This is a genomic window from Rhizobium mongolense USDA 1844 (genome assembly GCF_000419765.1).
Classification (GTDB): domain Bacteria; phylum Pseudomonadota; class Alphaproteobacteria; order Rhizobiales; family Rhizobiaceae; genus Rhizobium; species Rhizobium mongolense.
On record NZ_ATTQ01000002.1, the window covers coordinates 56,035 to 82,081 of the forward strand.

General features: G+C 59.7%; 28 protein-coding genes, 1 tRNA gene and 1 other RNA gene. 18 read left to right on the top strand and 12 right to left on the bottom strand.

Features of this window, described 5'->3' with window-relative positions; all coding sequences use genetic code 11:
• Positions 1–58: 58 nt before the first annotated feature.
• Both A3C3_RS0103335 and A3C3_RS0103340 read left to right on the top strand, forming a co-directional pair.
• Positions 59–685: a ribonuclease D gene (locus tag A3C3_RS0103335; protein ID WP_022713199.1), complete on the top strand. Its 627-nt coding sequence runs from the start codon at positions 59–61 to the stop codon at positions 683–685.
• 233 nt (positions 686–918) lie between these two features.
• Positions 919–2,415 (top strand): hypothetical protein, encoded by a 1,497-nt coding sequence (locus tag A3C3_RS0103340; protein WP_022713200.1) that lies wholly within the window; start codon positions 919–921, stop codon positions 2,413–2,415.
• 58 nt (positions 2,416–2,473) lie between these two features.
• Here A3C3_RS0103340 and rpsA read toward each other — a convergent pair whose 3' ends face one another.
• The 3 genes from rpsA to A3C3_RS37640 all read right to left on the bottom strand — a co-directional run bounded on the left by rpsA (position 2,474) and on the right by A3C3_RS37640 (position 5,282).
• Complete coding sequence (rpsA, locus tag A3C3_RS0103345; RefSeq protein ID WP_022713201.1) at positions 2,474–4,174, bottom strand: 30S ribosomal protein S1; 1,701 nt, start codon at positions 4,172–4,174, stop codon at positions 2,474–2,476.
• Between the two features lie 176 nt (positions 4,175–4,350).
• Complete coding sequence (cmk, locus tag A3C3_RS0103350) at positions 4,351–4,995, bottom strand: (d)CMP kinase (RefSeq protein ID WP_022713202.1); 645 nt, start codon at positions 4,993–4,995, stop codon at positions 4,351–4,353.
• Positions 4,992–5,282 carry a hypothetical protein gene (locus A3C3_RS37640; protein WP_022713203.1) on the bottom strand — a complete coding sequence of 97 codons (291 nt, stop codon included), beginning with the start codon at positions 5,280–5,282 and terminating at the stop codon, positions 4,992–4,994. Before A3C3_RS37640 ends, cmk begins: the two co-directional genes overlap by 4 nt.
• A 216-nt stretch (positions 5,283–5,498) precedes the next feature.
• Between A3C3_RS37640 and A3C3_RS0103360 the strand changes: the two genes are divergently transcribed.
• From A3C3_RS0103360 to A3C3_RS0103390, 6 genes are all read left to right on the top strand, one after another.
• Positions 5,499–5,882, top strand: coding sequence for a TIGR02300 family protein (locus A3C3_RS0103360; RefSeq protein ID WP_022713204.1), 384 nt, complete (start codon positions 5,499–5,501; stop codon positions 5,880–5,882).
• 146 nt (positions 5,883–6,028) lie between these two features.
• Positions 6,029–6,104, top strand: a tRNA-Ala gene (locus tag A3C3_RS0103365).
• A gap of 393 nt (positions 6,105–6,497) precedes the next feature.
• Positions 6,498–7,481, top strand: a complete 984-nt coding sequence (locus tag A3C3_RS0103370; protein WP_022713205.1) for a phosphatase PAP2 family protein — start codon at positions 6,498–6,500, stop codon at positions 7,479–7,481.
• Between the two features lie 693 nt (positions 7,482–8,174).
• Positions 8,175–9,299, top strand: coding sequence for a DNA replication/repair protein RecF (gene recF, locus A3C3_RS0103380; RefSeq protein ID WP_022713207.1), 1,125 nt, complete (start codon positions 8,175–8,177; stop codon positions 9,297–9,299).
• Entirely contained in the window at positions 9,296–10,120 is an 825-nt protein-coding gene (locus A3C3_RS0103385; RefSeq protein ID WP_022713208.1) for a molybdopterin-synthase adenylyltransferase MoeB, read from the top strand. The genes recF and A3C3_RS0103385 overlap by 4 nt, the downstream gene beginning before the upstream one ends.
• Positions 10,117–10,590 carry a GNAT family N-acetyltransferase gene (locus tag A3C3_RS0103390; protein ID WP_022713209.1) on the top strand — a complete coding sequence of 158 codons (474 nt, stop codon included), beginning with the start codon at positions 10,117–10,119 and terminating at the stop codon, positions 10,588–10,590. The genes A3C3_RS0103385 and A3C3_RS0103390 overlap by 4 nt, the downstream gene beginning before the upstream one ends.
• On the opposite strand, the gene A3C3_RS0103395 is transcribed toward A3C3_RS0103390, so the two are convergent.
• Positions 10,587–11,588 (bottom strand): 2-hydroxyacid dehydrogenase, encoded by a 1,002-nt coding sequence (locus A3C3_RS0103395; RefSeq protein ID WP_022713210.1) that lies wholly within the window; start codon positions 11,586–11,588, stop codon positions 10,587–10,589. The two genes, A3C3_RS0103390 and A3C3_RS0103395, sit on opposite strands and share 4 nt — an antisense overlap.
• Before the next feature lie 186 nt (positions 11,589–11,774).
• On the opposite strand from A3C3_RS0103395, the gene A3C3_RS0103400 reads away from it, so the two are divergent.
• Positions 11,775–12,314: an SH3 domain-containing protein gene (locus A3C3_RS0103400; protein ID WP_022713211.1), complete on the top strand. Its 540-nt coding sequence runs from the start codon at positions 11,775–11,777 to the stop codon at positions 12,312–12,314.
• On the opposite strand, the gene A3C3_RS0103405 is transcribed toward A3C3_RS0103400, so the two are convergent.
• Positions 12,307–13,299 (bottom strand): adenosine kinase, encoded by a 993-nt coding sequence (locus A3C3_RS0103405; RefSeq protein WP_022713212.1) that lies wholly within the window; start codon positions 13,297–13,299, stop codon positions 12,307–12,309. The genes A3C3_RS0103400 and A3C3_RS0103405 overlap by 8 nt on opposite strands.
• A 420-nt stretch (positions 13,300–13,719) precedes the next feature.
• Between A3C3_RS0103405 and A3C3_RS0103410 the strand changes: the two genes are divergently transcribed.
• The gene (locus A3C3_RS0103410) at positions 13,720–14,667 is read left to right on the top strand and encodes an AEC family transporter (protein ID WP_022713213.1); all 948 of its coding nucleotides are present in this window, start codon (positions 13,720–13,722) and stop codon (positions 14,665–14,667) included.
• Positions 14,668–14,728: 61 nt separating this feature from the next.
• Here the strand turns inward: A3C3_RS0103410 and A3C3_RS0103415 are convergent, their stop codons facing one another.
• On the bottom strand, positions 14,729–15,307 hold the full coding sequence (locus tag A3C3_RS0103415; protein ID WP_022713214.1) for a c-type cytochrome: 579 nt from the start codon (positions 15,305–15,307) through the stop codon (positions 14,729–14,731).
• Between the two features lie 155 nt (positions 15,308–15,462).
• Here A3C3_RS0103415 and A3C3_RS0103420 point away from each other — a divergent pair, with 155 nt between their 5' ends.
• Both A3C3_RS0103420 and A3C3_RS0103425 read left to right on the top strand, forming a co-directional pair.
• Positions 15,463–16,218, top strand: a complete 756-nt coding sequence (locus tag A3C3_RS0103420) for a 3-deoxy-manno-octulosonate cytidylyltransferase (protein ID WP_022713215.1) — start codon at positions 15,463–15,465, stop codon at positions 16,216–16,218.
• A gap of 11 nt (positions 16,219–16,229) precedes the next feature.
• Positions 16,230–17,090, top strand: a complete 861-nt coding sequence (locus A3C3_RS0103425) for a prephenate dehydratase (protein ID WP_028739366.1) — start codon at positions 16,230–16,232, stop codon at positions 17,088–17,090.
• Positions 17,091–17,122: 32 nt separating this feature from the next.
• On the opposite strand, the gene A3C3_RS0103430 is transcribed toward A3C3_RS0103425, so the two are convergent.
• From A3C3_RS0103430 to A3C3_RS0103450, 5 genes are all read right to left on the bottom strand, one after another.
• Positions 17,123–17,491 carry a VOC family protein gene (locus A3C3_RS0103430; protein WP_022713217.1) on the bottom strand — a complete coding sequence of 123 codons (369 nt, stop codon included), beginning with the start codon at positions 17,489–17,491 and terminating at the stop codon, positions 17,123–17,125.
• A 123-nt stretch (positions 17,492–17,614) separates the two neighbouring features.
• On the bottom strand, positions 17,615–17,842 hold the full coding sequence (locus A3C3_RS0103435) for a hypothetical protein (protein ID WP_233450660.1): 228 nt from the start codon (positions 17,840–17,842) through the stop codon (positions 17,615–17,617).
• Between the two features lie 73 nt (positions 17,843–17,915).
• Entirely contained in the window at positions 17,916–18,599 is a 684-nt protein-coding gene (locus tag A3C3_RS0103440) for a helix-turn-helix transcriptional regulator (RefSeq protein WP_022713219.1), read from the bottom strand.
• A gap of 9 nt (positions 18,600–18,608) precedes the next feature.
• Positions 18,609–19,571 carry an NAD(+) diphosphatase gene (gene nudC / locus A3C3_RS0103445; protein ID WP_022713220.1) on the bottom strand — a complete coding sequence of 321 codons (963 nt, stop codon included), beginning with the start codon at positions 19,569–19,571 and terminating at the stop codon, positions 18,609–18,611.
• Positions 19,568–19,978: an HIT domain-containing protein gene (locus A3C3_RS0103450; protein ID WP_028739367.1), complete on the bottom strand. Its 411-nt coding sequence runs from the start codon at positions 19,976–19,978 to the stop codon at positions 19,568–19,570. Before A3C3_RS0103450 ends, nudC begins: the two co-directional genes overlap by 4 nt.
• Positions 19,979–20,067: 89 nt before the next feature.
• Between A3C3_RS0103450 and ffs the strand changes: the two genes are divergently transcribed.
• From ffs to A3C3_RS0103465, 4 genes are all read left to right on the top strand, one after another.
• Positions 20,068–20,164: signal recognition particle sRNA small type (ffs, locus tag A3C3_RS43165), an RNA gene on the top strand.
• 46 nt (positions 20,165–20,210) lie between these two features.
• On the top strand, positions 20,211–22,088 hold the full coding sequence (locus A3C3_RS0103455) for a DNA polymerase III subunit gamma/tau (RefSeq protein WP_022713222.1): 1,878 nt from the start codon (positions 20,211–20,213) through the stop codon (positions 22,086–22,088).
• A 21-nt stretch (positions 22,089–22,109) separates the two neighbouring features.
• Positions 22,110–22,433: a YbaB/EbfC family nucleoid-associated protein gene (locus A3C3_RS0103460; protein ID WP_022713223.1), complete on the top strand. Its 324-nt coding sequence runs from the start codon at positions 22,110–22,112 to the stop codon at positions 22,431–22,433.
• A gap of 32 nt (positions 22,434–22,465) precedes the next feature.
• Positions 22,466–23,077 (top strand): LysE family translocator, encoded by a 612-nt coding sequence (locus A3C3_RS0103465; protein WP_022713224.1) that lies wholly within the window; start codon positions 22,466–22,468, stop codon positions 23,075–23,077.
• A gap of 285 nt (positions 23,078–23,362) precedes the next feature.
• Here A3C3_RS0103465 and A3C3_RS0103470 read toward each other — a convergent pair whose 3' ends face one another.
• Positions 23,363–23,995 (bottom strand): MOSC domain-containing protein, encoded by a 633-nt coding sequence (locus A3C3_RS0103470; RefSeq protein WP_028739368.1) that lies wholly within the window; start codon positions 23,993–23,995, stop codon positions 23,363–23,365.
• A 58-nt stretch (positions 23,996–24,053) separates the two neighbouring features.
• Here A3C3_RS0103470 and recR point away from each other — a divergent pair, with 58 nt between their 5' ends.
• Together recR and A3C3_RS0103480 are read left to right on the top strand one after the other, a co-directional pair.
• A complete protein-coding gene (gene recR / locus A3C3_RS0103475) occupies positions 24,054–24,659 on the top strand; it encodes a recombination mediator RecR (RefSeq protein ID WP_022713226.1) in 606 nt (201 codons plus the stop codon).
• A 120-nt stretch (positions 24,660–24,779) separates the two neighbouring features.
• Positions 24,780–26,045 carry a lytic murein transglycosylase gene (locus A3C3_RS0103480; protein WP_022713227.1) on the top strand — a complete coding sequence of 422 codons (1,266 nt, stop codon included), beginning with the start codon at positions 24,780–24,782 and terminating at the stop codon, positions 26,043–26,045.
• Positions 26,046–26,047 lie beyond the last annotated feature (2 nt).

Sequence of the window (26,047 nt, forward strand, 5' to 3'; positions counted from 1 at the left end):
CTACGGCTGCCTTTGCGCTATAGCGCGACGTGAGACATTGAAACGATAAGAGACAGCCATGGCCGCCACCATCCGTTACCACGAAGGCGATATTTCAGAGTCGGACGCCGCCCGTTATACAGGCGCGATCGCGATCGATACGGAAACGCTCGGCCTCGTGCCGCGCCGCGACCGGCTCTGCGTCGTGCAGCTTTCGCCGGGCGACGGCACCGCCGATGTCATCCGCATTGCCGCCGGACAGAAGGAAGCGCCCAACCTCGTCGCCATGTTCGCCGATCCGGCTCGCCAGAAGATCTTCCATTATGGACGCTTCGATATCGCTGTGCTGTTCCACACCTTCGGCGTCACCACGGCGCCGGTCTTCTGCACCAAGATCGCATCGCGCCTATGCCGCACCTATACGGATCGCCACGGCCTGAAGGACAATCTCAAGGAAATGCTCGACGTCGACATCTCCAAGGTGCAGCAGTCGTCGGATTGGGCAGCGGCGACCCTGTCGCCGGCGCAGCTCGAATATGCCGCCTCCGATGTGCTCTATCTGCATGCGTTGCGCGACAAGCTGACCGAGCGGCTGATCCGCGACGGCCGCATCGACCACGCAACCGCCTGCTTCGAATTCCTGCCGACCCGCGCCAAACTCGATCTGCTGGGCTGGGAAGAAGCGGATATCTTCGCCCATAGCTGAAGTCTTTAAGGCCAAAACACGGCTGCGGCGGCCGGGCGGGATTTCATCCCCGCCCGGCCGTTAGCGTTTCATTAACGAAACGTCGGTAACATTGTCGTTAATTTTTATGCATTCGACGGTGCGATGACGCGCCATGCGGACAGGAGGATCTGCGGGAGAATGCGAGGGGCCGGATGAGCGCGGTCTTCTTGTGATCTGCTTCCATCGTCACTTTGCGACAAAAGGAGCATGCCATGTTGACTCCGGTTCGTGCAGCGTCAAATGCAAGCTTTTCCTCCCACGGCCAAACTGCGGTGATCGTTGCCAACGGGCTCGGTCGCTCAGTCGTTGCGCCGACGCCTGTCCAGGCAGTCGAAGCCGCAGACCTCAATTCAGCGATTGCCGGCAAGCTCAATATCCTTCTCGCAGCCGCTCGCGAGCGCATGTTCGACGCGCTGCTCGATGCCATCAATGCCGCCTCCAGCGAGCTGCCGCTGCCGCGCCGGGAATTGGAAAGCAACCTCGCTTTTGCATCGCGTCTCGCAGAAGCCATCCAGAAGCTTCCGGACGCCCGGATCAACGAGATCGAGACCCAGCTCGCAGGCGCCGGTCATACTCTGCCACTGCGGTTGATTGCTGAGGCACTGAAGAATCCGGCCGGTCCGGAGGCAGCCCGTGTGATCGCCTATCTGGAAACGATCCGTTATAAGGATCGTGATCTGGCGGCCCGCGCCGTCGTTCGCTCCTATCGCCAGAACGACGCTTCGCCTCTGCGCCCGGAAGCACGGCCAAACATCGCCATCCAGGAAGAGAAATTGCCGCCAATCGCAAAGGCGCAGCAATTGCCCGTACGGGAAGCTCAGGCCTCCCTGCCAACCAAGAGAGCGTTGCCGCTTGCGCCAGCTGTGCTCATTGCCGAATTGGCGGAGCAACCGGTCAAAATCGTCGAGGCGGCATTTGAAGAGCCTGCGCGCGCAGAGGACAACCCTCTCGAATACCGTGATGCGGTTGACGTGCAGGCCGAGGATCCGGTTTCGGCGGATTCGCCGAACTTGATCGACGAGCCAATAGACGTTGAAGCTCAGATCCCGACGGTGCGCTCGGATCATTCGGAGCCGGTTATTCCGAAAGTCTGGACCGGTGTTCTTGCCTCGATGACCGAAGAAGCTTCGGAGCTCATCGTTGCAATCATCGGCGAGCAGGAAACGGCAACACTCCTGGACGATCTGGCAGCGGTGCCGGGAACAACCGAGACGACAGCCGGGGACATGGTAGCCGAGGCAGAGCCGGCGGCAGACATTTCCGAAGCCGCTGTCCCTGCCAAGCTGCAGCAGACAGTCGTGACTGCGCGGTTACCGGTTGCCGATTCCACACAGATTATCCACCAGCAGAAAGACATCGTGGCGCAGCCGCAGGTTCATCCTGCCGATGTTGCAGAGGCCGTGCAGAAGTCAGGTTTGCTGAAGCCAATTGATGGGATGCCATACGCCCAGCATCCTTACCAGTTCGCCAAGGACGGTGCCCAACGTCGCGACGGCGAAATGCATCGTCGGGACTACGAAGGCAGTGGCTCCGAGGACGAGCAGCAGGCCAACACAGGCAGCGAGCATCAGGACGCAGAGGCTGAAGGCGAGCAACGAGCGGAAGGCGTCGCGCCGCAGGATCTGCCCGAGGTCGACGCCACAGCATCCGGCAATACCGTCGCCGATCCGGTTTACGCACTCTATCAGCGCATGGCCGGCTGGGAATAAGCAAACAAAAAACCCGCCGGATCGCTCCAGCGGGATCTTGATTTCAAAGGCTTAACGATTACTCGCCGCGGTTCTTCAGAGCCGCGCCAAGGATGTCGCCGAGCGAAGCGCCGCTATCGGATGAACCGAACTGAGCGACAGCTTCCTTCTCTTCTGCGATTTCCAGCGCCTTGATGGACAGCATGATCTTGCGGTCCTTCTTGGAGAAGTTGGTGACGCGGGCGTCAACAACCTGGCCAACCGAGAAACGTTCCGGACGCTGCTCGTCGCGGTCGCGCGAGAGGTCTGCGCGGCGGATGAACGAAGTGATGTCTTCGTGGTCGACGAGCTTCACTTCGATGCCGCCGTCGTTGACTGCGATGACTTCGCAGGAAACGACTGCATTCTTGCGCAGGTCGCCGGAAGCAGCTGCTTCGCCAACCGCATCCTTGCCGAGCTGCTTGATGCCGAGCGAGATGCGTTCCTTCTCGACGTCGACGTCGAGAACGACTGCCTTGACGACGTCACCCTTGTTGAACTCTTCGATGACCTGCTCGCCCGGACGGTTCCAGTCGAGGTCGGAGAGATGCACCATGCCGTCAACGTCGCCGTCGAGACCGATGAACAGGCCGAATTCGGTCTTGTTCTTGACTTCGCCTTCGACTTCAGTGCCGGCCGGATGGTTGCGGGCGAATGCTGCCCACGGATTTTCCAGCGTCTGCTTGAGGCCGAGCGAAATACGGCGCTTGGATGGATCGACTTCGAGGACGACGACTTCGACTTCCTGGCTCGTGGACAGGATCTTGCCGGGGTGTACGTTCTTCTTGGTCCAGGACATTTCCGAGATGTGGATCAGGCCTTCGATACCCGGCTCCAGCTCGACGAACGCACCGTAGTCGGTGATATTCGTGACTGTACCGGAAATCTTCTTGCCTTCCGGATACTTGGCCTGGATGCCATCCCACGGATCGCTCTCGAGCTGCTTCATGCCAAGCGAGATGCGGTGGGTTTCCTGGTTGATACGGATGATCTGAACCTTGACCTGCTGGCCGATGTTCAGGATTTCCGACGGATGGTTCACACGGCGCCATGCCATGTCGGTGACGTGCAGCAGGCCGTCGATGCCGCCGAGGTCAACGAACGCACCGTAATCGGTGATGTTCTTGACGACGCCGTCAACAACCTGGCCTTCTTCGAGGTTCTGAACGATTTCAGAACGCTGCTCGGCACGGGACTCTTCCAGAACCGTACGGCGGGAAACCACGATGTTGCCGCGGCGCTTGTCCATCTTGAGGATTTCGAAGGGCTGCGGGTTGTGCATCAGCGGGGAAACGTCGCGGATCGGACGGATATCGACCTGAGAACGCGGCAGGAAGGCGATCGCACCGTCGAGGTCGACCGTGAAGCCGCCCTTGACCTGGTTGAAGATTACGCCTTCGACGCGCTCGCCGGCTTCGAACTTTGCTTCAAGCTTGATCCAGCTTTCTTCGCGGCGAGCCTTCTCGCGCGACAGAACCGCTTCGCCAAGCGCGTTTTCGATACGCTCGACATACACTTCAACTTCGTCGCCGACCTTCAGCGAACCATCCTTGGCTTTCGCGCCGAATTCCTTGAGCGCGATGCGGCCTTCGACCTTCAGGCCGACGTCGACAACGGCGACATCCTTTTCGATGCCGGTGACGATGCCCTTGGTGACATAGCCTTCAGCCAGATCGTTCTTGGCAAAGGACTCTTCGAGAAGGGCCGCGAAATCCTCGCGAGAGGGAGTAGCTACTGACATAAAATCTCCTGCGTGACCTTTGATACTGACAAGGCCCACGTATGCGCCGGTTGGTTCGTGTTAAACGGGCCTGAACCCAGTCCGCCTCCTTGCAAGGAAGCAATCCGGCGCTTGGACGGAATTTCAGGCTTTCAATAAAGCGCTTCCCGGCAAAAGCACGGAACGATCGCTCGAATTCAGTTATTTCGGCTCAATGCTGCATCGATGATCGATTTCGCAGCTTGAAACGCGGCCTCTATACTCATTTCCGACGTATCAAGCAAGTGTGCTTCTTCCGCTGGTTTCAAGGGGCTGTCGGCCCGTCCCATATCGCGTTCGTCGCGCCGCTTGACGTCCTCGAAGATCGCATCGAAATCCGCCGTTCCTCCCTTGCCGATGATCTCCTCGTAGCGGCGCTTGGCCCGCACCTCCGGGGAAGCCGTCACATAAAGCTTAACCGGCGCCTCCGGGCAGACGACGGTGCCGATATCACGTCCGTCGAGCACTGTTCCCGGAGCCTTCTCCGAAAACCGCCGCTGCGCCTCCACCAGCGCCCGGCGCACGGCCGGCATGACGGCAATCTTTGAGGCGGCTTCGCCGATCTCATGCTTTGAAAGTATATCGCGTGCGAGGTCGCCCAGTTCAACCTCGCGAGCTATCTTTTCGGCGACCTGCTCGTTATCGAGCGGCAGGCCGGCATCGAGCAACGCCTTCGCGGCCGCTCGATAAGTCAGGCCAGTATCGAGATGATGAAAGCCGTACTCATCGGCGATCTGCCGCGAAAGGGTACCCTTGCCCGCGGCTGCGGGTCCGTCGATGGCGATTATAAATGTCTTGCTCAATGGTTTCCTTCCAGCCTGCGGTAGCGCTTCACAAGGTCCAGCATCTCGGCCTCACCAGTCGTATCGCCGACGCCTTTCGCCACGCCTTCGCGATCTGCGACCGGCCGGTTGTGGCTGACTTTCCAATTGCCTTCGATCGCCGCAATCTCGAGTTCGACGCCGATGATGCCTTTGAGTTGCGCTCGGATGAAATCCTCAGGTGCATCACGGACGACCCCTGAATGGGCGCGGATCAGCTGGTGCTGTGTCGCCAGATCATCTTCCCTGAAATGGGGCGATTGATACATCTGTTTCTCGATGATTTATCGTTTCCGGCGCTACCTAACACAATGTTATTTGCCGGTCATCTGACGATCATTTCGCCATACTGGTTGCAGCGCGAAGTTTAGCTTTGACATCGTTGGCCGCAACGATTATGGGGACCGGCTTATAAATTCCGATGAAACGCCGGTTTGAACGGCATTTGCCGAATTTAGCATTCGGCCATTCTCACGAGGCTTATAGTGGCGAAAGCGGAACTTGGAACCAAGCGTACCGATCCGGAAACCGGCAAGAAATTCTACGATCTGAACCGGGATCCGATCGTTTCACCATATACCGGAAAGTCCTACCCATTGTCCTTCTTCCAGGAAACCTCGGCCGCAGCAGCCGAGATCGCCGAAGAAGACGAGGTTCAGGAAGTCGATACCGAAAACACCGAAGTCGAACTCGTATCGCTGGAAGACGCTGATGAAGGCGCATCCGGCGATGATATCCCAGATATCGGCGATGACGACGTCGAAATCGAAGGCGATGACGACGATACCTTCCTCGAAGCCGACGAAGACGATGAAGATGACGACATGAGCGACATCATCGGCGTCACCGGCGACGAAGACGAAGTCTGATCGTAAAGCGCGGCCCGGACGACAAAAAATCTCCGGGCCGTTTTTTTGGCTTGCCATCTGCGAAAACCGCAAGTAAGAAGCCGCCACTCCGCTAGGCATATGCCACGGAGTATCCCAGGACCGGCAAAATACCGGACCACCCTGATGGGGCTATAGCTCAGCTGGGAGAGCGCTTGCATGGCATGCAAGAGGTCAGCGGTTCGATCCCGCTTAGCTCCACCACTCTCTTCTCGATCTCTAATTACCAAAGAAATGCAATCCCTCACTGCCTCCCACTGGCCCGTGGACCCTCGCTCAGCACTCGAGCCGTCTTTCGGTCTCTCCAGTCGGTCTGGTAGCGCCCGCCGCTCGGCGAGGTCGGCGTCGGGATACAGGCTGCGCCGCGACACCTCTGGTGGTGGAAATCCGATGCTTGGTAGCTGAACGAGGCGAACCAGCTTGTAGAAGCCCCCCGGGCAACCAAGGCCAAGTCGCGTCCCAGCTTCATGCCTAAGTGAAATGGCTTCTGCCCAGATCAGCATCCAGCAACAATGTAAACCGCATTTTAAGGTTGGCAGGCCTACAACCGTGCATTGCCACCGGTTGCGGACACCCCATGAGCTGTCGGATTGCACGATGAACTTACAAATTGCGCTCAGCCAGGACAGCCAATCGGATAAATGGTCCACCCGGCTGGCTTTCTTTATAGCTCTCTATGCCATAGCGGCCCTGCTTCTTCGGCCATCGTCCTTCGCGACCCTTGCGGAAGTCTATGCCAGTAAATTCATCGCCAGCACACCCATCCTACTTATTGGTGGGCTGGGGACAATGGCTCTGCTGTTTGGTCGGGACGCCCCCACACGCTATGCAGTTAGTGTCCTCAAGGAACGCTGGCGCACTCTCGCGACGGTCATGGCGTTCTTCTTCACGGGACTGACCGCCTTCTCAACCTTCAAGAGTACCATCCCATTCATTGTGCCCTACTACGCCGACATCTGGCTCGCCGATCTGGACGAATGGCTTCATGGGGCTCCGAGCTGGGAATTGGTGCACCGCTTCGACAACCAGATGTGGTCTCTCATCGTCTTAAAGTGCTACGAGGTCTTGTGGTTCGTACAGTGGTTCGGGACCGTGCTTTTCGTCTCTCTCTGGTCTAACAGGGTGGGCCGCATTCGCTATCTATGGGCCCATGCCTTGACGATCTTCACCATAGGCACCGTCCTCGCCGTAGCGCTGTCCTCGGTGGGCCCGATCTACTACGACCATTTTGTCGAAGGGGACCGGTTCCACGGCCTGAAGGTCGCGATGGACGGCCTCGGCCATAGCGAATACGCTTACTACCTGCTCGACCTCTACGAGGCGGGCCAGACAGGGCTAGGTAGCGGTATCTCGGCCATGCCCAGCGTGCATGTCGGCCTTGTAGTGCTCAACGCGCTGTTCCTGTCCTCTTTGAACAGGTGGCTTGGCGTTGTCGGCTGGGCTTTCGCAGCCATGATCTTCTATGGTTCGGTCTACACCGGCTGGCACTACGCCGTAGATGGCTATGTGGCGACCGCAGTAGCGCTGGCGATCTGGTGGCTGACCGGACGACTCATTCATCAGAAGCCCCACTCGCCGTAGATCATGGGAACCTTACTAAGAGCTCTGCCTCGGACTTACGCGCGTGAAACGTCCCCAACCGCACCAGGATACGGGCGATTCTTCTGGACACGTCCGACCGAGTTTCACTCTCGACGCAGTCGCGGTCAGCCCAAGTCCTGAGCGCTCGATCTCGCTGGACGACAGCAACGTGCCCCGATCGGTCGAGGGCCGTGCGGAAAACATGGACCTTTCCACTGAGATCGTGACCGAAGTCTATCAACTTCCGACACAAGGCGACAGTCGGCCTCTTCGCCAAGAGGGCGCTTGAGCTTAGTTCCGAGCTTCTTCCGGAGCTTCCTCGGAACGTTTACGACCACACGCCATTTGCGCCCGTGGCTTTCGAGGTACTTGGTGTCGGCTGACAATGGCGCTGGCATGAAATCTCGGGTGCGTACCCACAAAAGTACCCAGCCTTAGTCAAAGAACCAATTGAATTTTAACAACAATTTTAAACAAAACACGAAAAAGATGGGGAGAGTTGTAGCCCGCTTCTCCACCAAGATCTCCAGATTTCAAGTTAATATTCGGTGCTGGTCGGCGTGGTGTCGTTTCCCAAGCGAACCATTCTAGCAGCCGCCCCGCAGTTATAAAGCGGCTTGTCTCATACCCGACCCTTGCCATGAACTGCCGTTCGGCATAGCTCTGCCCCAATACCCCGAATCCGGATATTCGATGCCCCACAAGGTTTCCCTTTCGTGTCTGAAGCTGACCGACTTCCGCAACTACGCGGCGGCTTCGCTCGTGCTCGACGGGCGGCATGTCGTGCTGACTGGGGATAACGGTGCCGGCAAGACCAATCTGATGGAGGCGGTTTCCTTCCTCTCGCCTGGTCGCGGTCTTCGCCGCGCCACCTATGCTGATGTCACGCGGGTCGGGGCCTCCGCGGGGTTTTCGATCTTTGCCGAACTTGACGGTATGGAAGGTGAGGTCGAGATCGGGACTGGCATCGATACTAGCGATGCAAATGCCGGCCGCAAGCTGCGCATCAACGGCACGCCCGCAAAGACGGCCGACGAGTTGACCGATCATCTACGCGTGCTCTGGCTGACGCCTGCCATGGATGGCCTTTTTACCGGCGGATCTTCAGACCGGCGCCGCTTTCTCGACCGCCTCGTGCTGTCGCTCGATCCCGCACACGGCCGCCGCGCCACCGATTTCGAGCGCGCCATGCGCAGCCGCAACAAACTCCTGGACGACGGCCGTTTCGATCCCGCCTGGCTCTCGGGCATCGAAGAGCAGATGGCAAGCCTCGGCATCGCCATGGCGCTTGCACGCGAGGAAATGCTCGGCCTGCTTACCCGCCTGATAGAGGAAACGCGCGAAACCTCGCCTTTCCCCTCCGCCACACTCGAACTTTCCGGTTTCATGGATGGCCAGTTCGCGCGTCCTTCCGTAGACTTGGAAGATGAATATGCCGCGATGCTCGCTGAAAACCGCTATCGCGACGCCGGCGCCGGGCGCACGCTTGACGGCCCGCACCGAGCCGATCTGCTGGTCCGGCACCGCGAAAAGCAGATGGAAGCGGAGCGTTGCTCGACGGGCGAACAGAAGGCGCTGCTTGTCGGACTGATCCTCGCCCATGCCAAGCTCGTCGCCAATCTCACCGGCCACGCGCCGGTTCTGCTTCTCGACGAAATCGCCGCCCATCTTGACGAGGCCCGCCGCGGAGCGCTCTTCGATCTCATCGATGCGCTTGGCGGCCAGGCCTTCATGACCGGCACCGATCGCTCGATGTTTTCTCTCCTCGGCGACCGCGCTCAATTCTTCACTGTTGCCGAGGGCCGCGTCTTCGAATGACGGATGCCGCTTTCCCCGCGCCTTCAGGCCATGATAGCATTGCGTCCATGGAACCTTTGAGCTCGGAAGAAATCGCAAGATATCAGCGTCATATTCTGCTGCCTGAGATCGGCGGGGCGGGTCAGCAAAGACTGAAGGCCGCGCGTGTGCTGGTAATCGGCGCGGGCGGGCTTGGCGCACCGGTTCTGCAATATCTGGCAGCTGCCGGGATCGGCACACTCGGCATTGCCGATGACGATCGCGTTTCGCTCTCCAATCTGCAGCGGCAGGTCATTCATGACTCCGGCACAATTGGCGAACTGAAGACGGAAAGCGCCGCCCTTGCAATCGCCCGGCTGAATCCGAATGTGAACATCATCCGCTTCGAAGAGCGCTTTTCGTCGGAGTCCGCTCGCCGCCAACTTTCCGGCTTCGATTTGCTGATCGATGCGTCGGACAATTTCGAGACGCGTTACGCCGCAGCCGATGCCGCTGAGAAAGCGGAAATTCCGCTCGTGAGCGGCGCTGTTGGCCGTTTCGACGGTTCTTTGACTGTGTTGAAACCTTACGAACGAGCCGAAGACGGCGCGCTCAACCCCGCCTATCGCGATCTCTTTCCGGAAATCCCGCCGGAGGGCCTCATTCCCGCCTGCGCCGAAACCGGCATCATCGGAGCATTGACCGGTGTCATCGGCACGCTGATGGCGATGGAGGCGATCAAGCTCATTACCGGCGCAGGCGAACCGCTTATCGGCCGGTTGCTGCTCTACGATGCGCTTGCTGCCCGTTTCGACAGCGTCCGTTACAAGCGCCGCCGCGCGCAAGGGCCGAGCGTTTCATGAAGATCGTCCGGATCGATGCGAATTTTCACCGCTGGAACGAGTTGCTGCAACTAATCCTCTCGTCCTTCGCCTATATGAACGGCCGCATCAATCCGCCGTCTTCGGCGCTCAGCCTGACACCGCAATCGCTTGCCGAGAAAACCCTAAACGAGATCGGTTATGTCGTGCTTGAAGACGAGGATTTGCTTGGCTGCATGTTCTTGCGGCCCGAGCCGGGATGTCTTTATCTCGGCAAACTCGCGGTCGCGCCGGAGGCGCAGGGCAGGGGTATCGGCAGGCTGTTGCTGCAGGTGGCCGAGGCGGCTGCGAGAGAGCGTCTGCTATCTGCGCTGCGACTCGACACGCGCATCGAATTGACCGGCAATCATTCAGTCTTTGCCGCCTGGGGTTTTGCGAAGACGGCCGAAAAATCTCATCCGGGTTTCGATCGGGTCACCTATATCGAAATGCGCAAGGTGCTCGCCCTTTAGCGGCCGGGCAAAACGCGATTCGGCGGCCGGTGGCCATCGATGAAGGCGCGGATGTTGATAATCACCTTGTCGCCCATATCGATGCGGCCTTCGATCGTTGCCGAACTCATGTGCGGCAGCAGCACCACCTTGCCCTCGTTCGCAAGTTTGACAAGCTTCGGGTTGACGGCAGGTTCGTTTTCGAAAACGTCGAGGCCGGCGCCGGCGATCTTTCCCTCCCTCAGGCATTTGATCAAGGCGCTCTCATCCACGACGTCACCGCGCGCCGTGTTGACGATATAGGCTGTTGGCTGCAGCAGCGCGAGGCGGCGAGCAGAAATCAGGTGAAAGGTTGCGGGCGTCGAAGGGCAATTGATGGAAACGATGTCGACCCGTGCCAGCATCTGGTCGAGGCTTTCCCAATATGTCGCCTCTAGTTCGTCCTCGGTCGCCGGGCTCACCCGTTTGCGGTTGTGATAATGGATCGACAGGCCGAATGCCTTGGCGCGGCGTGCAACGGCCGTGCCTATCCGGCCCATGCCGACGATGCCGATGCGCTTGCCGTGAATGCGCCGGCCGAGCATCCAGGTGGGCGACCATCCGGCCCATTCGCCGGGCTTGTCGGTAAGCACCCGTGCACCTTCGCCGAGACGGCGGGGCACGGCGAGGATCAGCGCCATGGTCATGTCGGCAGTGTCCTCGGTCAGAACATTCGGCGTGTTGGTGACGGTAATGCCCCTGCGGGCTGCCGCCTCGACGTCGATGTGGTCGGTGCCGTTCGAAAAGCTCGCGATCAGCTTCATTTGCGGCCCGGACTGCTCGATAAGAGCGGCATCGATGCGGTCCGTCACCGTCGGCACCAGGACGTCGGCTGTCTTTACGGCCTCGATGAGTTCAGAGGCAGAGCGTGGCGAATCATCGATATTGAGCTCGGCGTCGAAAAGTTCCCGCATGCGGGTTTCCACCGCATCCGGCAGTTTCCGGGTGATGTAGACCTTCGGTTTTTTCTTTGATGTCATCGCGGCCGGCCATGCCTTGTTCAGAGGTCTTTAACCAAGACGGGGGATAATTTTCCCGTCTCGGGCATTTTCTACCAGACCCGCACGCGAAGACAAACAAAACTCGCGGGTAGCGTTAGGTGAATCTCAAAGCCCGGCGGCAAGCAGGCTGGATCTGCTGGCGAACTTGAGCGAACGGAAATCTCCATGCGTGGAAATTATTTGAAGGTCTGCCTCGTCTTTGCGGTTGGTCTGATGTTTGCGGCGGACGCCGTCGAACCCGCGTATGCGCAGGTGGCAAAGGGCCCGAGCGGCCTACCGCTTCCGCGGTTCGTCTCGCTGAAGTCGAAGCGCGTCAATCTGCGCATCGGCCCGGGAACGGATTATGCAGCATCGTGGATGTATCTGAAAGCCGGCCTGCCGGTCGAAATCATCCAGGAATACGACAACTGGCGCCGTATCCGCGATGCGGATGGCACGGAAGGATGGGTCAACCAATCGCTGCTGTCGGGCCAGCGCGCGGCGATTGCCGCACCGTGGATGAAGGGCAAAGGCAAGTTCGTCTATGTCAATATGCGCCGTGAGCCGCAGTCGTCAGCGACCGTGGTTGCCAAGCTGGAGCCGGGTGTGATGATCCATATCGCCGAATGCAACGGAGATTGGTGTCATGCCGAAGCCGACAGCGCCGAAGGTTGGGTGGCGCAGTCGGAAATCTGGGGCGCTTACCCGGGCGAAGCTTTCAAATAAGCTGCGCGTCGCGGGCGGCTTCGGAAAGCGATTTCATCGGCCGCGGTCCGATCTGCTGAATGACGATCCCGGCTGCAAGGCAGCCAAGCTTGCCGCAGTCTTCCAGCGTCCGTCCCTGCGTGTAACCATAGAGGAAACCTGAAGCGAAGAGGTCGCCGGCGCCGGTCGTATCGACCACTTCCTTGATGCGGATCGCATCGACATACCAGCGCTCGTTGCCCTTCAGCATAACGGCGCCGTTTTCGCTCATCGTCACGGCCGCGATCTTGCAATCCTTGGCGATCTTGTTGAGCGCTTCCTCGAAATCGTCCGTCTCGTAGAGCGCGAGTACTTCCTGCCGGTTGGCAAACACGATGTCGACAGTACCGGAGCGCATGAGGTCGAGGAACTCCGCGCGGTAGCGATCGACGCAGAAGCTGTCCGAAAGCGTCATGGAGACTTCGCGGCCGTTCTCATGCGCGATGCGGGCGCATTCGCGAATCGCTTCCTTGGCGCGCGGCGGATCCCAGAGATAGCCTTCGAAGTAGGTCACCTTGGCTTGTGCCACGACCTCGGGTTCGACATCCTCCGGGCCGAGTTCGACGCAGGCGCCGAGATAGGTATTCATCGAGCGTTCGCCGTCATCCGTGACGAAGATCATCGAGCGCGCGGTCGGTGGAAACGTGCCCTTTGGCTTCGTCTGATAATGTACGCCCTGTGCCCGGATGTCGTGGGCGAAAATCTCGCCGAGCTGATCCTCCGCGACCTTGCCGAAATAGGCGGCCCTGCCGCCGAGGCTTGCAACGCCCGCTGCCGTATTGCCGGCGCTGCCGCCTGAAGCTTCGAGTGCCGGTCCCATGCGCGAATAAAGAAGTTCGGCGCGGGCGGCGTCGATAAGGTTCATCGCCGCCTTGGTGATGTTGTTGTCAATGAGGAACTGGTCGTCGCAGCGCGCGATGATATCGACGATGGCGTTGCCGACAGTCAGAACATCGAATTTTGTCATGAAAGGGAAGGTTCCGGATTAGATGATAGCCGGGATCCGGTCTTACCGGAATTTCCGGGCTTTGGAAGAAAAAACGCCGCCAGTGGCCCATTTCTTCGCAAATGCCGCCGATCCGTCATGCCGGTGTCACCTTGAGCTTTTAGACACGATCACAAGCAGACCGGCATGAGCAGCCTTTGGGTTGCGGCCGGATGAGAAGGGGATGATGCCCTTCGACTGTACCGGAGCAGGCGCTGACCACGGATGAACTGGCAGCACCGGAACCGGGTGTCCGGCCAGTCCGGATGCGGAAAAGCGGGCACTGCCCGCTTTTTTTGTGGCTTCCGTCCGGTTCCTTGCGCGCCTCTTTGGCCAATCCATTTGTCAACGAAGAAGTTTTGCTGCTAGAGCAGGGTATCCCCGCGCAAGGCATCCCTCCGCATGATAGCCATCATTTTCGACGTCCTTCCCATCTTCATCATGATCCTGATCGGCTGGCTGATCGTCAAAACTGGACTGATGAAGGCAGATGTCGGCGACGCCTTGAGCGATTTCGTATTCAAGATTGCCGTCCCTCTGCTGCTTTTCCGCACGATCGCGGAAGCGGATTTTCATGGCGCTTCGCCGTTTCGTCTCTGGATCGCTTATTTCTCCGGCGTTGCGGTGACCTGGACGGCGGGTCACATCGCTGCGACCCGTTTTTTTGGCCGTGATGATCGCATCGGCGTGCTTGCCGGCGTTTCGTCGGCATTTGCCAATACGATCTTCGTCGGTCTGCCGCTTGTTCAACGCACCGTCGGCAATGAGGGCCTTGTGCCGCTTTCCATCCTGATCGCCGTGCATCTGCCCGTCATGATGGTCATCGGCACGATCATGATGGAGCGGGCGGAGCGGAAGATTGCGGGCAAAGGCGAACGCAGCATGCTGAAACTCTTTCGCCAGATCGGTCTCAACCTTGTCCGCAATCCGCTCGTTATCGGTCTTGTCGCAGGTGCTGCGGTGCACGTTGCGGGTCTTCCAATGCCGCTGCCGGTGGCGACCATTGTCGACCAGCTGGCAGGCGTTGCTGGGCCTGTGGCCCTGGTATCTCTGGGCATGGCGCTCGAGAAGTATGGCGTTTCCGGCAATGTCGGCATTGCCAGCGTCACATCTGCCTTCAAACTGGTGTTGCTTCCATGCTGCGTCTGGGCCGCAAGCCACCTGGTTGGATTGACAGGCAGCTGGACCGCGGCGCTGGTGCTGATCGCCGCTGTTCCCACCGGCGTCAACGCCTGGCTGATCGCCAACCGTTTCGGCGTCGGCCACAGCCTCGCGGCCTCCACCATCACGGTCACGACGGCACTCGGGGCCATTTCGGTTTCGCTCTGGGCCTACCTGCTCGGCGCCTGATCGCAACAAAAAAAGCCCGACGTCGGCCGGGCTCTCGATTCCGTCGGAAAGCTCTGCAGGATTACTGCGTAACGGTGTCGGGCGCGTTCGGATCCGGCAACGGAACTGGGGCGTCTGCCAGCGTGTGCAAGTAAAGGATCACGTTCGCGCGATCCTGTTCCTTCGGCAGACCGGCAAAGCCCATGGCCGTACCCGGAACCTGCTTTTTCGGTGCCAGCAGGAAGTGGTTCAGGTGATCGAAGGTCCACTTTTCGCTGCCGCCCTTGGAGAAATCCTTCATGGGGGAGGAATAGGCAAAGCCCGCATGAGAAGCGATCGGACGATCGACGAGACCATAGAGGTTCGGGCCGACTTTGTTTGGCCCTCCCTTGGTCGCGTCATGACAGGACTGACACTTCTTGAATACCGTTTCGCCAGCCTTGGCATCGGCGCTGGCAAGAAGCTTGGCGATCGGAACCATAGCTGCTGCAGGTGCAGCTTCGCCACCGCCGGCAGCGGGTGCCTCTGCCGCAACGATGGCGAAACCTTCCTTCTCCGGCGCTTCGGAGTGGAAGATCCCTTCGGACGCGATCGACACTGACATCAGGACGAAAATCGTTCCGAGCAGCGCCCCAACGCCCATATTGACATAAGAATTCATCTGCAATGCTCCCCGTGCAGTCGGCAGACCCTGAATAGGCACCATCTTGAAATCGCGCGGAACCTATGTCTTTTGGCAGTTCGTTGCAACTGTCTAAATGGTCTTGTACGTGAGACTTTTTGACACTTTCCCGCCTGGAATAGAAGGTCCGAACGATGACTGCTTCAAATTTAGATGACGTGCTGGTTCTGATCCCCGCCCGCATGGCGTCCACCCGCCTTCCCGGCAAGCCGCTAGCCGATATTTGCGGATTGCCGATGATCGTCCAGGTAGCTTTGCGGGCGAAGGAAGCGGAGATCGGCCGTGTCGTCATCGCGGTCGACGACGAGGAGGTTTTCGAGGCGGTTTCGAGGGCCGGCTTCGAAGTCGTTATGACCCGCAAGGATCATCAATCCGGCTCCGATCGCATTTTCGAAGCCTTGCACAAGGTCGATCCGGACGCGAGCGCCAGGATCGTCGTCAACGTCCAAGGTGATCTGCCGACCATCGATCCCGAAACGATCCGCGCTGCATTGCGCCCTTTGGAAGAGGAGACCGTCGATATCGCGACGCTGACCGTCGAGATCACTGATGAGGAAGAGAGGACCAATCCGAACGTTGTCAAGGTCGTGGGGTCTCCGCTCTCTGAAACGCGTCTTCACGCGCTCTATTTCACCCGCGCGACAGCGCCTTATGGCCAAGGGCCGCTCTATCACCATATCGGCCTCTATGCATATCGCCGGGCTGCGCTCGAGAAATTCGTCTCGCTCGGTCCGTCGGCCCTTGAGAAGCGCGAATCCCTGGAGCAGCTTCGCGCGCTCGAAGCCGGCATGCGCATCGACGTGGAGATCGTTAAAACCGTTCCGCTAGGGGTCGATACGCCTGCCGATCTCGAGAAAGCCCGCCGCATTCTTTCGGCAAGGAAGGCATGAAGGACATCGTCATGAACATCAAGACCAATCGAATCTCGTTTCAAGGCGAATTCGGCGCGAACTCCGACATGGCCTGCCGTGACATGTTCCCGACAATGGAGCCGTTGCCTTGCCAGACATTTGAAGACGCCTTCATGGCGGTCGACAACGGTGATGCCGATATTGCGATGATCCCGATTGAAAACACGATCGCGGGCCGAGTCGCCGATATCCATCACCTCCTGCCGGAGTCGCGGCTGCACATCATCGCCGAATACTTCATGCCGATCCGTTTTCAGCTGATGGTGCTCCCTGGCGTCTCGAAGGACGAAATACGCACCGTGCACAGCCACATCCACGCGCTGGGCCAATGCCGTAAGATCGTGCGCGCAAATGGCTGGAAGCCGGTGATTGCGGGAGATACGGCAGGTGCCGCGAAGCTCGTCAAGGAAACCGGCGACCGAACCATGGCGGCGCTTGCACCGCGTCTTGCCGCCGAACTCTATAGCCTCGACATCGTTGCCGAAAATGTCGAGGACACGGAGAGCAATGTTACGCGCTTTGTCGTGCTCTCCCGCGACGAGGAATGGGCAAACCGCAGCTCCGGGGAAGAAAAGATCGTCACAACCTTCGTCTTCAACGTCCGCAACATTCCGGCCGCGCTCTATAAGGCTCTCGGTGGTTTCGCGACAAACAACATCAACATGACGAAGCTTGAAAGCTATCAGCTGGGTGGCAAATTCGTGGCGACGCAGTTTTACGCCGATATCGAAGGCCATCCGAACGATGCCCATGTGCGCCGGGCTTTGGAAGAGTTGCGGTTCTTTTCAGAAAATGTCCGCATTCTCGGGGTCTACAGGGGCCACCCGATGCGCGGCCAACTGCACAAGTGACGAGGGGCGCCGGTGGCGCCCTTGCTGCTCTCTTACTTGTCGGGTTCGCAGACGCGCAACCGGTGGCCGTCCGGATCGAGCGCGACAAAGGTCGGGCCGAAATCGAGATCGGTCAACTCCTGAGCAATCGGCAGACCGCGCTTTCGCCAATCCTCGTATTGTTTGGCAACGGCATTTTCGCCAGCCACCATGAAGGCGACCTCGCCGCGATTGCCGATCGCGGAAGGTTGCGGCTCGACCGTGCTGCGCCGCCACAGGCCGAGCGTGAAGCCGCCGTCGAGCGGGAACGCGACGAAATTCGGCGCGGCAACCCCGGGTTCGCGGCCGAGCAGATCCTTGTAAAAGATCGCACTTTCGGCAGGATCCTTGACGTAAAGAATAATGAGGTTCGGGCTGGTCATATCGGTGTCCCTCGTATTTGGAAAAGGTTGCACAGATTTAGCGCTTACCGGCGACTACCGACGGCAAGCGCTAAAGCCGCCGCGGATGCGGCGGCGCTACGTCGATGAGGCGATGTAGCGAATTCAGTTGCTCTCGTGGTGGGGGTGGTTCCAGTCCATGAACCCGATATCGCGCTTCATATACTCGGACATCGCATCGAGATCGAGCTGAGGATAGCGCCTCCGCACCAGGTTGCGCGATGCGTTCAGCATCATTCGCAGCATCAGAGATTGCGGGTATCTCGCTTGCGTAGTCGTGTCCTCGACAACGCGATTTCTGCATGTCGATCGGGTGAGGTTCAAGCTCGTCATCATCGGTCCTCCAGTTTGGGATCGTCCCGATAATAGCGCTGACCACTGTCAGTTTATGGCAGTATCCTCGAGGCTAAGACGAAATTTCCTGTTGATCCCGCCACTCCTTGAGAAGCACTGCGCGGCGGCGCGGATAGCGTACCTCTTGGGGTCTCATTTCGACGATCCGGTCGGTGCGGAAATGACGGTAATCCTGCCGCAGTTCGCACCACGCCACCACGACGCGGACCTGCTCGAAGTAGCTGAGCGCAAAGGGCCAGATATTGCGGACGGAGACGGTTCCGCTCTCATCGGAATAGGTCAGCTTGAGAATCCGTTCGCTGCGGATCGCCTTGCGAATGGCGTCAAGATCCGCCTTGTCGGCGACGGGCGGACGTAGGTGAACGAGAAGCGTCGAGGTCTCGATTTCATCGCGCATTTCGTGTGGCAGGACATCGGCAATCTTCGCCAGCGCATCGGCGCCGGCAGCAGCAAGACGCGGATCGGCGGCGCGGGCGACCCAGCGCGAGCCGAGGACCAGTGCCTCGATTTCGTCCTGCGAAAACATCATCGGCGGCAGCATGAAACCGGGTTTCAAGACGTAGCCGACGCCGGGTTCGCCTTCGATCAGAGCGCCCTGCCCCTGGAGGCTGGCGATATCGCGATAGAGCGTGCGGATGCTGACGCCTGTTTCCGTTGCCAGGACGGCACCGCTCACCGGACGGCGGTAGCGCCGCAACGTCTGAAGCAGGGTCAGAAGGCGTTCCGAGCGCGCCATCGCATCAGCCTATTGCTTTTTCCACTCCACCCAATCGCGCATCAGGCGGTGCGCGATAGCGCCTTTGGGCGGCGAAGCCTGGCCGTTGGCGCCGGGGCGTTCGAGCATTTCAAGTGTTTCCTCGCGGGTGAACCAGCGGCAATCTTCAAGTTCCGATTCGTCGCGGTGGACCTCTGTTGATTTCGCCTCGGCATAGCAGCCGATCATCAGCGTATGCGGCATCGGCCAGGGCTGCGACGCGTGGTAGCGAATCCGGCCGGTCTTGATGCCGGATTCCTCCAGCGTCTCGCGGCGCACGGCGTTTTCGATCGTTTCGCCGGGCTCGACGAAGCCGGCGAGGCAGGAATACATGCCCGGCGTAAAATGGTGGCTGCGGCCGAGCAGGCAAAGGTCGCGCTGTTCATCGATCGTCAACATGATGACCACCGGGTCGGTGCGCGGGAAGATCATGTGTTCGCAGGCCGTGCACACCCGTTTGTAGCCGCCGATGCGCATCTCCATCGTGCTACCGCAGCGGCCGCAGAAGTGGTTGTCGCCGTTCCAGCGAATGAGGCTTGCGGCCTGGGCGAATTCGCCAAGCAGAACGTCGTCGACGAGCTGGTCGCGGTAGAGCGTCCGGCCGTCGGCGGGCTTGTAATGGCTTTCAAGTTCCTCGGCCGGAATGCCGACGGGAACGGCGAGCCGCGGTTCGCCCGTCTTGCGGTAGCCGAGCAGGATCGTCTCATCCCAATGTGGCTGCAGTTCCTGCAGTTCGTAGCGGGCAAACAGCGGATCGAGCACTTGTCCATCATGCTTCAGGACAAGCTTGTCCTTGGCGAAGGCGAAGATATGCGTGCCGTCCTTCGCCAGCGCATTTTCGACGGACTGCTCGTCGCGATGTTCAGAATCGCGGTTGAGGTCGTTTGCGGCAAAGGCGGTGAGATTGCTGGGTTCCGGATGTGGGACATCCGAATCGAAAAGCGAACGGTTCATGATGAAAGGGCTTCCCGCAACTTCGCTATGAATTCATCTCTCTTGCCCGCCTCATAGGGCTCGGCCTTACCGAAGCTCCAGACGGGGCCTGGCCAGTTGGCATCGCCTTCGAAGCGGGCAATGACATGAACATGAAGCTGACGGACGATGTTGCCAAGGGCCCCGATGTTGATTTTTGTGGCGCCGGTGATCTTCTTCAGGGCAGCCGCGGTCATTTCCGTTTCGAAGGTGAGAAGCACCTGATCGAGCGGCGTGAGTTCGAAGATCTCCGTCATGTTGGCCCTGCGTGGCACCAGGATCAGCCACGGCCAGCGGGCGTCCTTCGATAATCGGAGATCGCACAGACCCGTTTGCATGACGCTGTCGCTATCGCTCTCCAGCCGACGGTCGAGAATGAAATCGTCCAACAGGCATTCCTCCATATTTTTCCTATGATTAGCAGTTTTTTTTGAGCTTGGCTTGCTTTTGATGGCGATATTGCCGATATGTGCATCCGGGAGGTTGGTGGTGGACGAGCCACTCGCCAACCGGGTCAGGTCCGGAAGGAAGCAGCCCTAACGAGCCCGGCACGGGTCATCGTGCCAGCCTCCCACCCTTCTCTCTTCCAAATGCCCGGCGTTCCGGGCGATAAGCAGGGCGATGAGCGACACCGAGCGACAGTCACAAGATGCCGCCTCGACGGGCACCGGGTACCGGGTGCTGGCACGCAAATACCGCCCCAAGGATTTCACGGACCTCATGGTCGGCCAGGAGCCGATGGTCCGCACCCTGACCAACGCCTTCGAGACCGGCCGCATTGCGCAGGCCTACATGCTGACCGGCGTCCGCGGCGTCGGCAAGACGACGACAGCCCGTATTCTGGCGCGCGCGCTGAATTACAAGACGCCCGAGATCGACAAGCCGACGATCGATCTGCGCGTGCCGGGCGAACATTGCCAGGCGATCATGGAAGGCCGCCATGTCGACGTGATCGAGATGGACGCCGCCTCCCATACCGGTATCGACGATATCCGTGAAATCATCGAGCAGGTACGCTATCGGCCGGTGTCGGCGCGCTACAAGGTTTATATCATCGACGAAGTACACATGCTTTCGACACAGGCCTTCAACGGCTTGCTGAAGACGCTCGAAGAGCCGCCGGAGCACGTGAAGTTCATTTTTGCGACCACCGAAATCCGCAAGGTTCCGATTACCGTTCTCTCGCGCTGCCAGCGCTTCGATCTCCGCCGCATCAGCGCGGCGGATCTCGTCGGCTTGTTTACAACCATCGCAGCGAAGGAAGGCCTCGATGCGGAGCCGGATGCGCTGGCGATGATCGCGCGTGCCGCCGAAGGCTCGGCACGTGACGGCCTTTCGCTGCTTGACCAGGCAATCGCCCATGGTAGCGGCGTGGTCCAGGCGGACGCGGTGCGCGGCATGCTGGGCCTTGCCGATCGCGCTCGCATCGTCGATCTCTTCGAGCATGTTGCCAGAGGCGATGTCGCCGCAGCGCTTGGCGAATTTCAGGCGCAGTACGAAGCCGGCGCAAATCCGGTCGTCGTGTTGACCGACCTTGCCGATTTCACCCATCTCGTTACCCGGCTGAAATATGTGCCGGACGCTGCTAATGACCCGTCGCTCAGCGAAGTTGAGCGAACCAGGGCTTCCGAGTTCGCTCAAGGGATTGCGGTAACGACGCTGTCGCGGATCTGGCAGATGTTGTTGAAGGGCATTCCGGAGACCGAAAGCTCTTCGCGCACGGCCGGTGCGGCGGAAATGGTGCTGATCCGGCTGGCACATGCGGCGCATCTGCCGTCGCCCGAAGATGCCGCGCGTCGCCTTGCCGAGCTCTCCGAAAACGGCAGCGGTACGCGTCCTTCGCCTACGCCGTCGGGTAACGGTAGCGGCAATGGTGCCCATGTACCATATCAGTCGACGCTAGCCGTGCGCGCGACGGAGAGCACGCCGAGGCCGCAGCCTTCAGGGGGACCGGCCATGTTGCGTGCCGTACCCGATCCCGATCCGCAGCTAATGCAGACGGCAGGCCGCATCGAGACGAAGCCAGCGGAAGCGCCGAAGCCGCTCGTTCATGTCAATTCGATCGCCGATATCGTCAATCTCGCTGCGGAAAAGCGCGACCCGAAGCTGAAGGCACTCGTGCGCAATTTCGTGCGGCCCGTGAAGATCGAAGCAGGCCGTCTCGACGTTAGCCTCACCGACGGGGCGCCGGCGACACTGCTCAACGAGCTTGCCGTCAAGTTGAAGGAGTGGACCCGCATACACTGGATCGTCAGCCTCAGCCGCGAGGCCGGCGACCCGACGATGGTCGAGGCAGAAGCCAAGGCCAAGGAGCAGCAGGTGAGCGACGCCCGGCAGGATCCGGATGTGGCGGCAATCCTGGCGCAGTTCCCGGGCGCAAAGATCATCGACGTCCGGGTAAGGGCACCCGAACCGGAGGAGGAAGGCGAGGCGAAACCGCCTGCAGTCGCTGAATCCGAAGAGGGTGACATTCTGCCCGGCGACGACATAGAATTCTGAAGGTGAAGAAGGAACCAGACGATGCGCGACCTCATGGGCATGATGGGCAAAGTCAAGGAAATGCAGGCCAAGATGGAGCAGATGCAGGCGGAAATTGCCGAGCTCCAGGCTGAAGGAAAGGCGGGCGGCGGTCTCGTGACCGTTGTCATGAGCGGCAAGGGCGAACTCAAGAGCTTGAAGATCGACCCGTCGCTCTTCAAGGAAGACGATGTCGAGATCCTCGAGGATCTGATCATTGCCGCCCACAAGGATGCCAAGGACAAGGCGGAAGCCGCTGCAGCCGAAAAGACGAAGGCGCTGACCGCTGGCCTGCCAATCCCGCCCGGCTTCAAGATGCCCTTCTGAGCTTCGCAGCGATCTAGGTGGGCAGAGCGTCGATGACGTTGACCAGTCTCATTGTTTTTGCCGGCGCTCTCTTCATGGCCGCCGGTTCGCCGGGGCCGAGCGTTGCGGCGCTTGTCGCCCGCGTATTGTCGAAGGGCGCCCGTGATGTTCTGCCATTCCTCGCCGCCATGTGGATCGGCGAAGCGATCTGGCTGACCTGTGCGGTGGCTGGCCTTGCCGCAGTTGCCGAAACCTTCCATTTGGCCTTCGTCGCCATCAAGTGGCTCGGGGTCTGCTATCTGCTCTATCTCGCCTGGAAGATGTGGTTCGCCTCGTATGATGCGAGCGAGGAAAAGCTTCCTGAAGCGCAATCCGCCGCAAAGCTCTTCTTTGCTGGCATGGCGGTGACGCTCGGCAATCCGAAGATCATGATGTTCTACGTCGCCCTGCTGCCTTCGATCATCGATATCCATTCGGTGACGATTGTCGGCTGGACAGAACTCGTCGCGACCATGTTCGTCGTACTGATTCTGATCGACGTCAGCTGGGCATTGCTTGCCGCAAAAGCCCGCGGCTTCCTGAAAAGCCGTCGTGCGATCAGGATCGCAAACCGTGCCAGCGCCGGAACCATGGCCGGTGCCGCCGTCGCAATCGCGATGCGCTGAGTCACATCCGGGCGAAATCCACAACATCGCTTTTCGTCGACAAGCAGCCGACTGTCAGGAGCGGTTTAGGTCAGTCGCAACAGATCGCGACCAACCGGCTTTGGCGGTTCGCCGCGCAGCACGAGCGAAATCGTAACCGCGCCGTTGCGGCGATGCTGTGGACAGTGGCTTCAAGTTCCAACGGCGAGAGGATGAAGCAGTCCTCTCCCGTCAGCCGCAGCCTCTCTGAAAAAATGCTTCAAGTAGGGCGTATGTGCTGGTGCGTGCTTGGCAGCCGGATGACCGTCATCGTTGCAAGTCCGAGAGCTGCGCTTCCAGAAGGTGGCGCAGCTTGTTGTGAATGGGCGCGGCGAGATACCGCCCACGGTCTTCGGCGGAGAGCAACTTGCCGAATGTTGCGAGCATCTCGGGCATCGTCACCTTCTGACCTCCGTACGGCACGTATTCGACGGGCATTCCCGCCTCCGCCACCCCACCAGTGATAACCCGGCAATAAATGCCGGGGCGGCTGGCCTTGGTGTAGCGCTTCACGAATTTCGGATCGGCCATCCTTGTGGCGAAGGTCGCGCACGGAATGCGCGCCGACGTCGCCTCGAGAACGAGCTCGCCCGCGATTAAGCGATCGCCAACTGAAACTGCGCGGTTGTCGAGGCCGTCGATCACAAGATTTTCACCGAACGTGCCGGGCTCGATCGGGCGCCCGAGCTCTCCCGCCCACCAGTCGAGTGTTAGCGATCCTTCGAGATAGACGGCCTGATCGACACCGCCGTGATGCTCGCGGTTGCAAATGGCGTCGCCGACGAGACCTTCGGAGTCGATGATCACGGCGCCCTTGACGGCATGCTTGTAGATACCCGTCTTGTATTTCTTGCCGGGCAGCCGCTCAGGATTGGCGGTGCAGACGGCACGTATTTTCATCATAAGGTCGACTCTTTCCGCGATTCCGTTTTGACGACATATGGGCTAAGAACGGCACATGACAAAGCGAGTCACCGGCCCCGAAATCGAAAAACTCATCCAGCTTCTGGCGAAGGTGCCGGGTCTCGGGCCTCGCTCGGCCCGGCGCGCGGCGCTGCACCTGATCAAGAAGAAGGACCAACTGCTCGGACCGTTGTCGACCGCGATGGGTGAGGCCTATGACAAGGTGAAGGTCTGCTCGCGCTGCGGCAATGTCGATACCGTCGATCCCTGCACCGTTTGCACCGACGCGCGCCGCGACCACTCCGTCATCATCGTCGTTGAGGATGTTTCCGACCTCTGGGCATTGGAACGCGCCGCAGCGATGAACGCAGCATATCATGTCCTCGGCGGCACGCTTTCGCCGCTCGATGGCATCGGACCGGATGACCTGAACATTCGCGGGCTGATCGATCGCATCGGGGAAGGCGGTATTCGCGAACTCATCATCGCCGTTAACGCGACCGTCGAGGGTCAAACCACAGCGCACTATATAACGGACCAGCTGACGGGATTGGACGTGAAGATCACGCGGCTGGCGCATGGCGTGCCGGTGGGCGGCGAACTCGACTACCTCGACGAGGGGACACTGGCTGCTGCCTTGAGGGCAAGGACTGCGATCTGAGGAGGAAAAATGCGAGACGACACCCCCCTCTGCCACTTTGTGACATCCCCCTTACGAGGGGGGAGATCAGATGGCGCTCGGCGAGGCCGCTTCCTGCCGATCTCCCCCATTGTGGGAGAGATGCCCAGCAGGGCGGAGTGGGGCAGCATTTGCCGTTGGGCCATTGCTTTGGCATGTTTCCTCGCTCTCTTCCCTCTTCCTGCGCTTGCCCAGAACAGGCCGGCGGTGGAAAGACAGTTCCAGCAATGGATCATCAGCGATCTTGGCCCTGATGCGAAGAAGGCCGGCATTTCAGAAAAGACGCTTCAGGCCGCATTCAAGGGTATCGCCCTCAACTGGAGTCTTCCCGATCTTGCGCCTCCCGGATTCCCACCGGCGAAAGAACGAAAGCAGACGCAGGCGGAGTTTTCTTCGCCGGGTCCGTATTTCAACGAGGACCGGCTGAAGAAGCTGGCGGCAACCGGACGCGGTTTTGCCTCACAATATGCCTCGACGCTGAAGCGCATCGAAAAGACCTATGGCGTGCCGGGCTCGATCGTATTGGCGATCTGGGGCCGCGAGACGGGCTTCGGCGCGGCGAAGATCCCGAATTCGGCGATCGAGGTGCTGGCGACCAAGGCCTTTATGTCGACCCGCAAGGAAATGTTCAGGGTCGAGCTGATCGCGGCGCTTCACATTCTCGATGGCGGTGACGTGACGCCGGCCGGCTTCAGGAGCTCTTGGGCGGGAGCGCTCGGCCAGCCGCAATTCATGCCCACCAGCTATCTGAAATATGCGGTCGACTTCGATGGCGACGGGCACCGCAATATCTGGACGTCCGTACCTGATACACTGGCATCCATAGCCAACTATCTTGTTAAGAAAGGCTGGCAGCGAAATCGTGACTGGGGCTTCGAGGTGACGATCCCGGCGGCGATTTCCTGCGCGCAGGAAGGACCCGATATCGCACAGCCGCTTTCGCACTGGGCTTCGCTCGGCATCAATCGCAAGTCCGGCAAGGGCTTTCCATCCGGGGAAATGAAGGCTGCGGGCATGATGCTTGTGCCGGCGGGGCGGGATGGGCCGGAATTCATCGTCACGCCGAACTTCTACATCATCAAGGAATACAACAACTCCGATCTCTACGCGCTCTATATCGGCAACCTCGCCGACCGGATCGCTTATGGCTCTGGCGCCTTTCAGGGTGCTTGGGGCGATGTCGGCAAAATGCTACGATCCGATGTGGCGGCAATGCAAAAAGCACTGGAGCGCCAAGGCTACGACGTCGGCGGATCGGACGGCCTGCCGGGCTACAAGACCCGCCGTTCGATCGGACAGTGGCAGGAAAAGAACGGTATGCAACCGACCTGTTTTCCCGATGCTTCGATGAAGGGCAAGCTGAAGTAGCC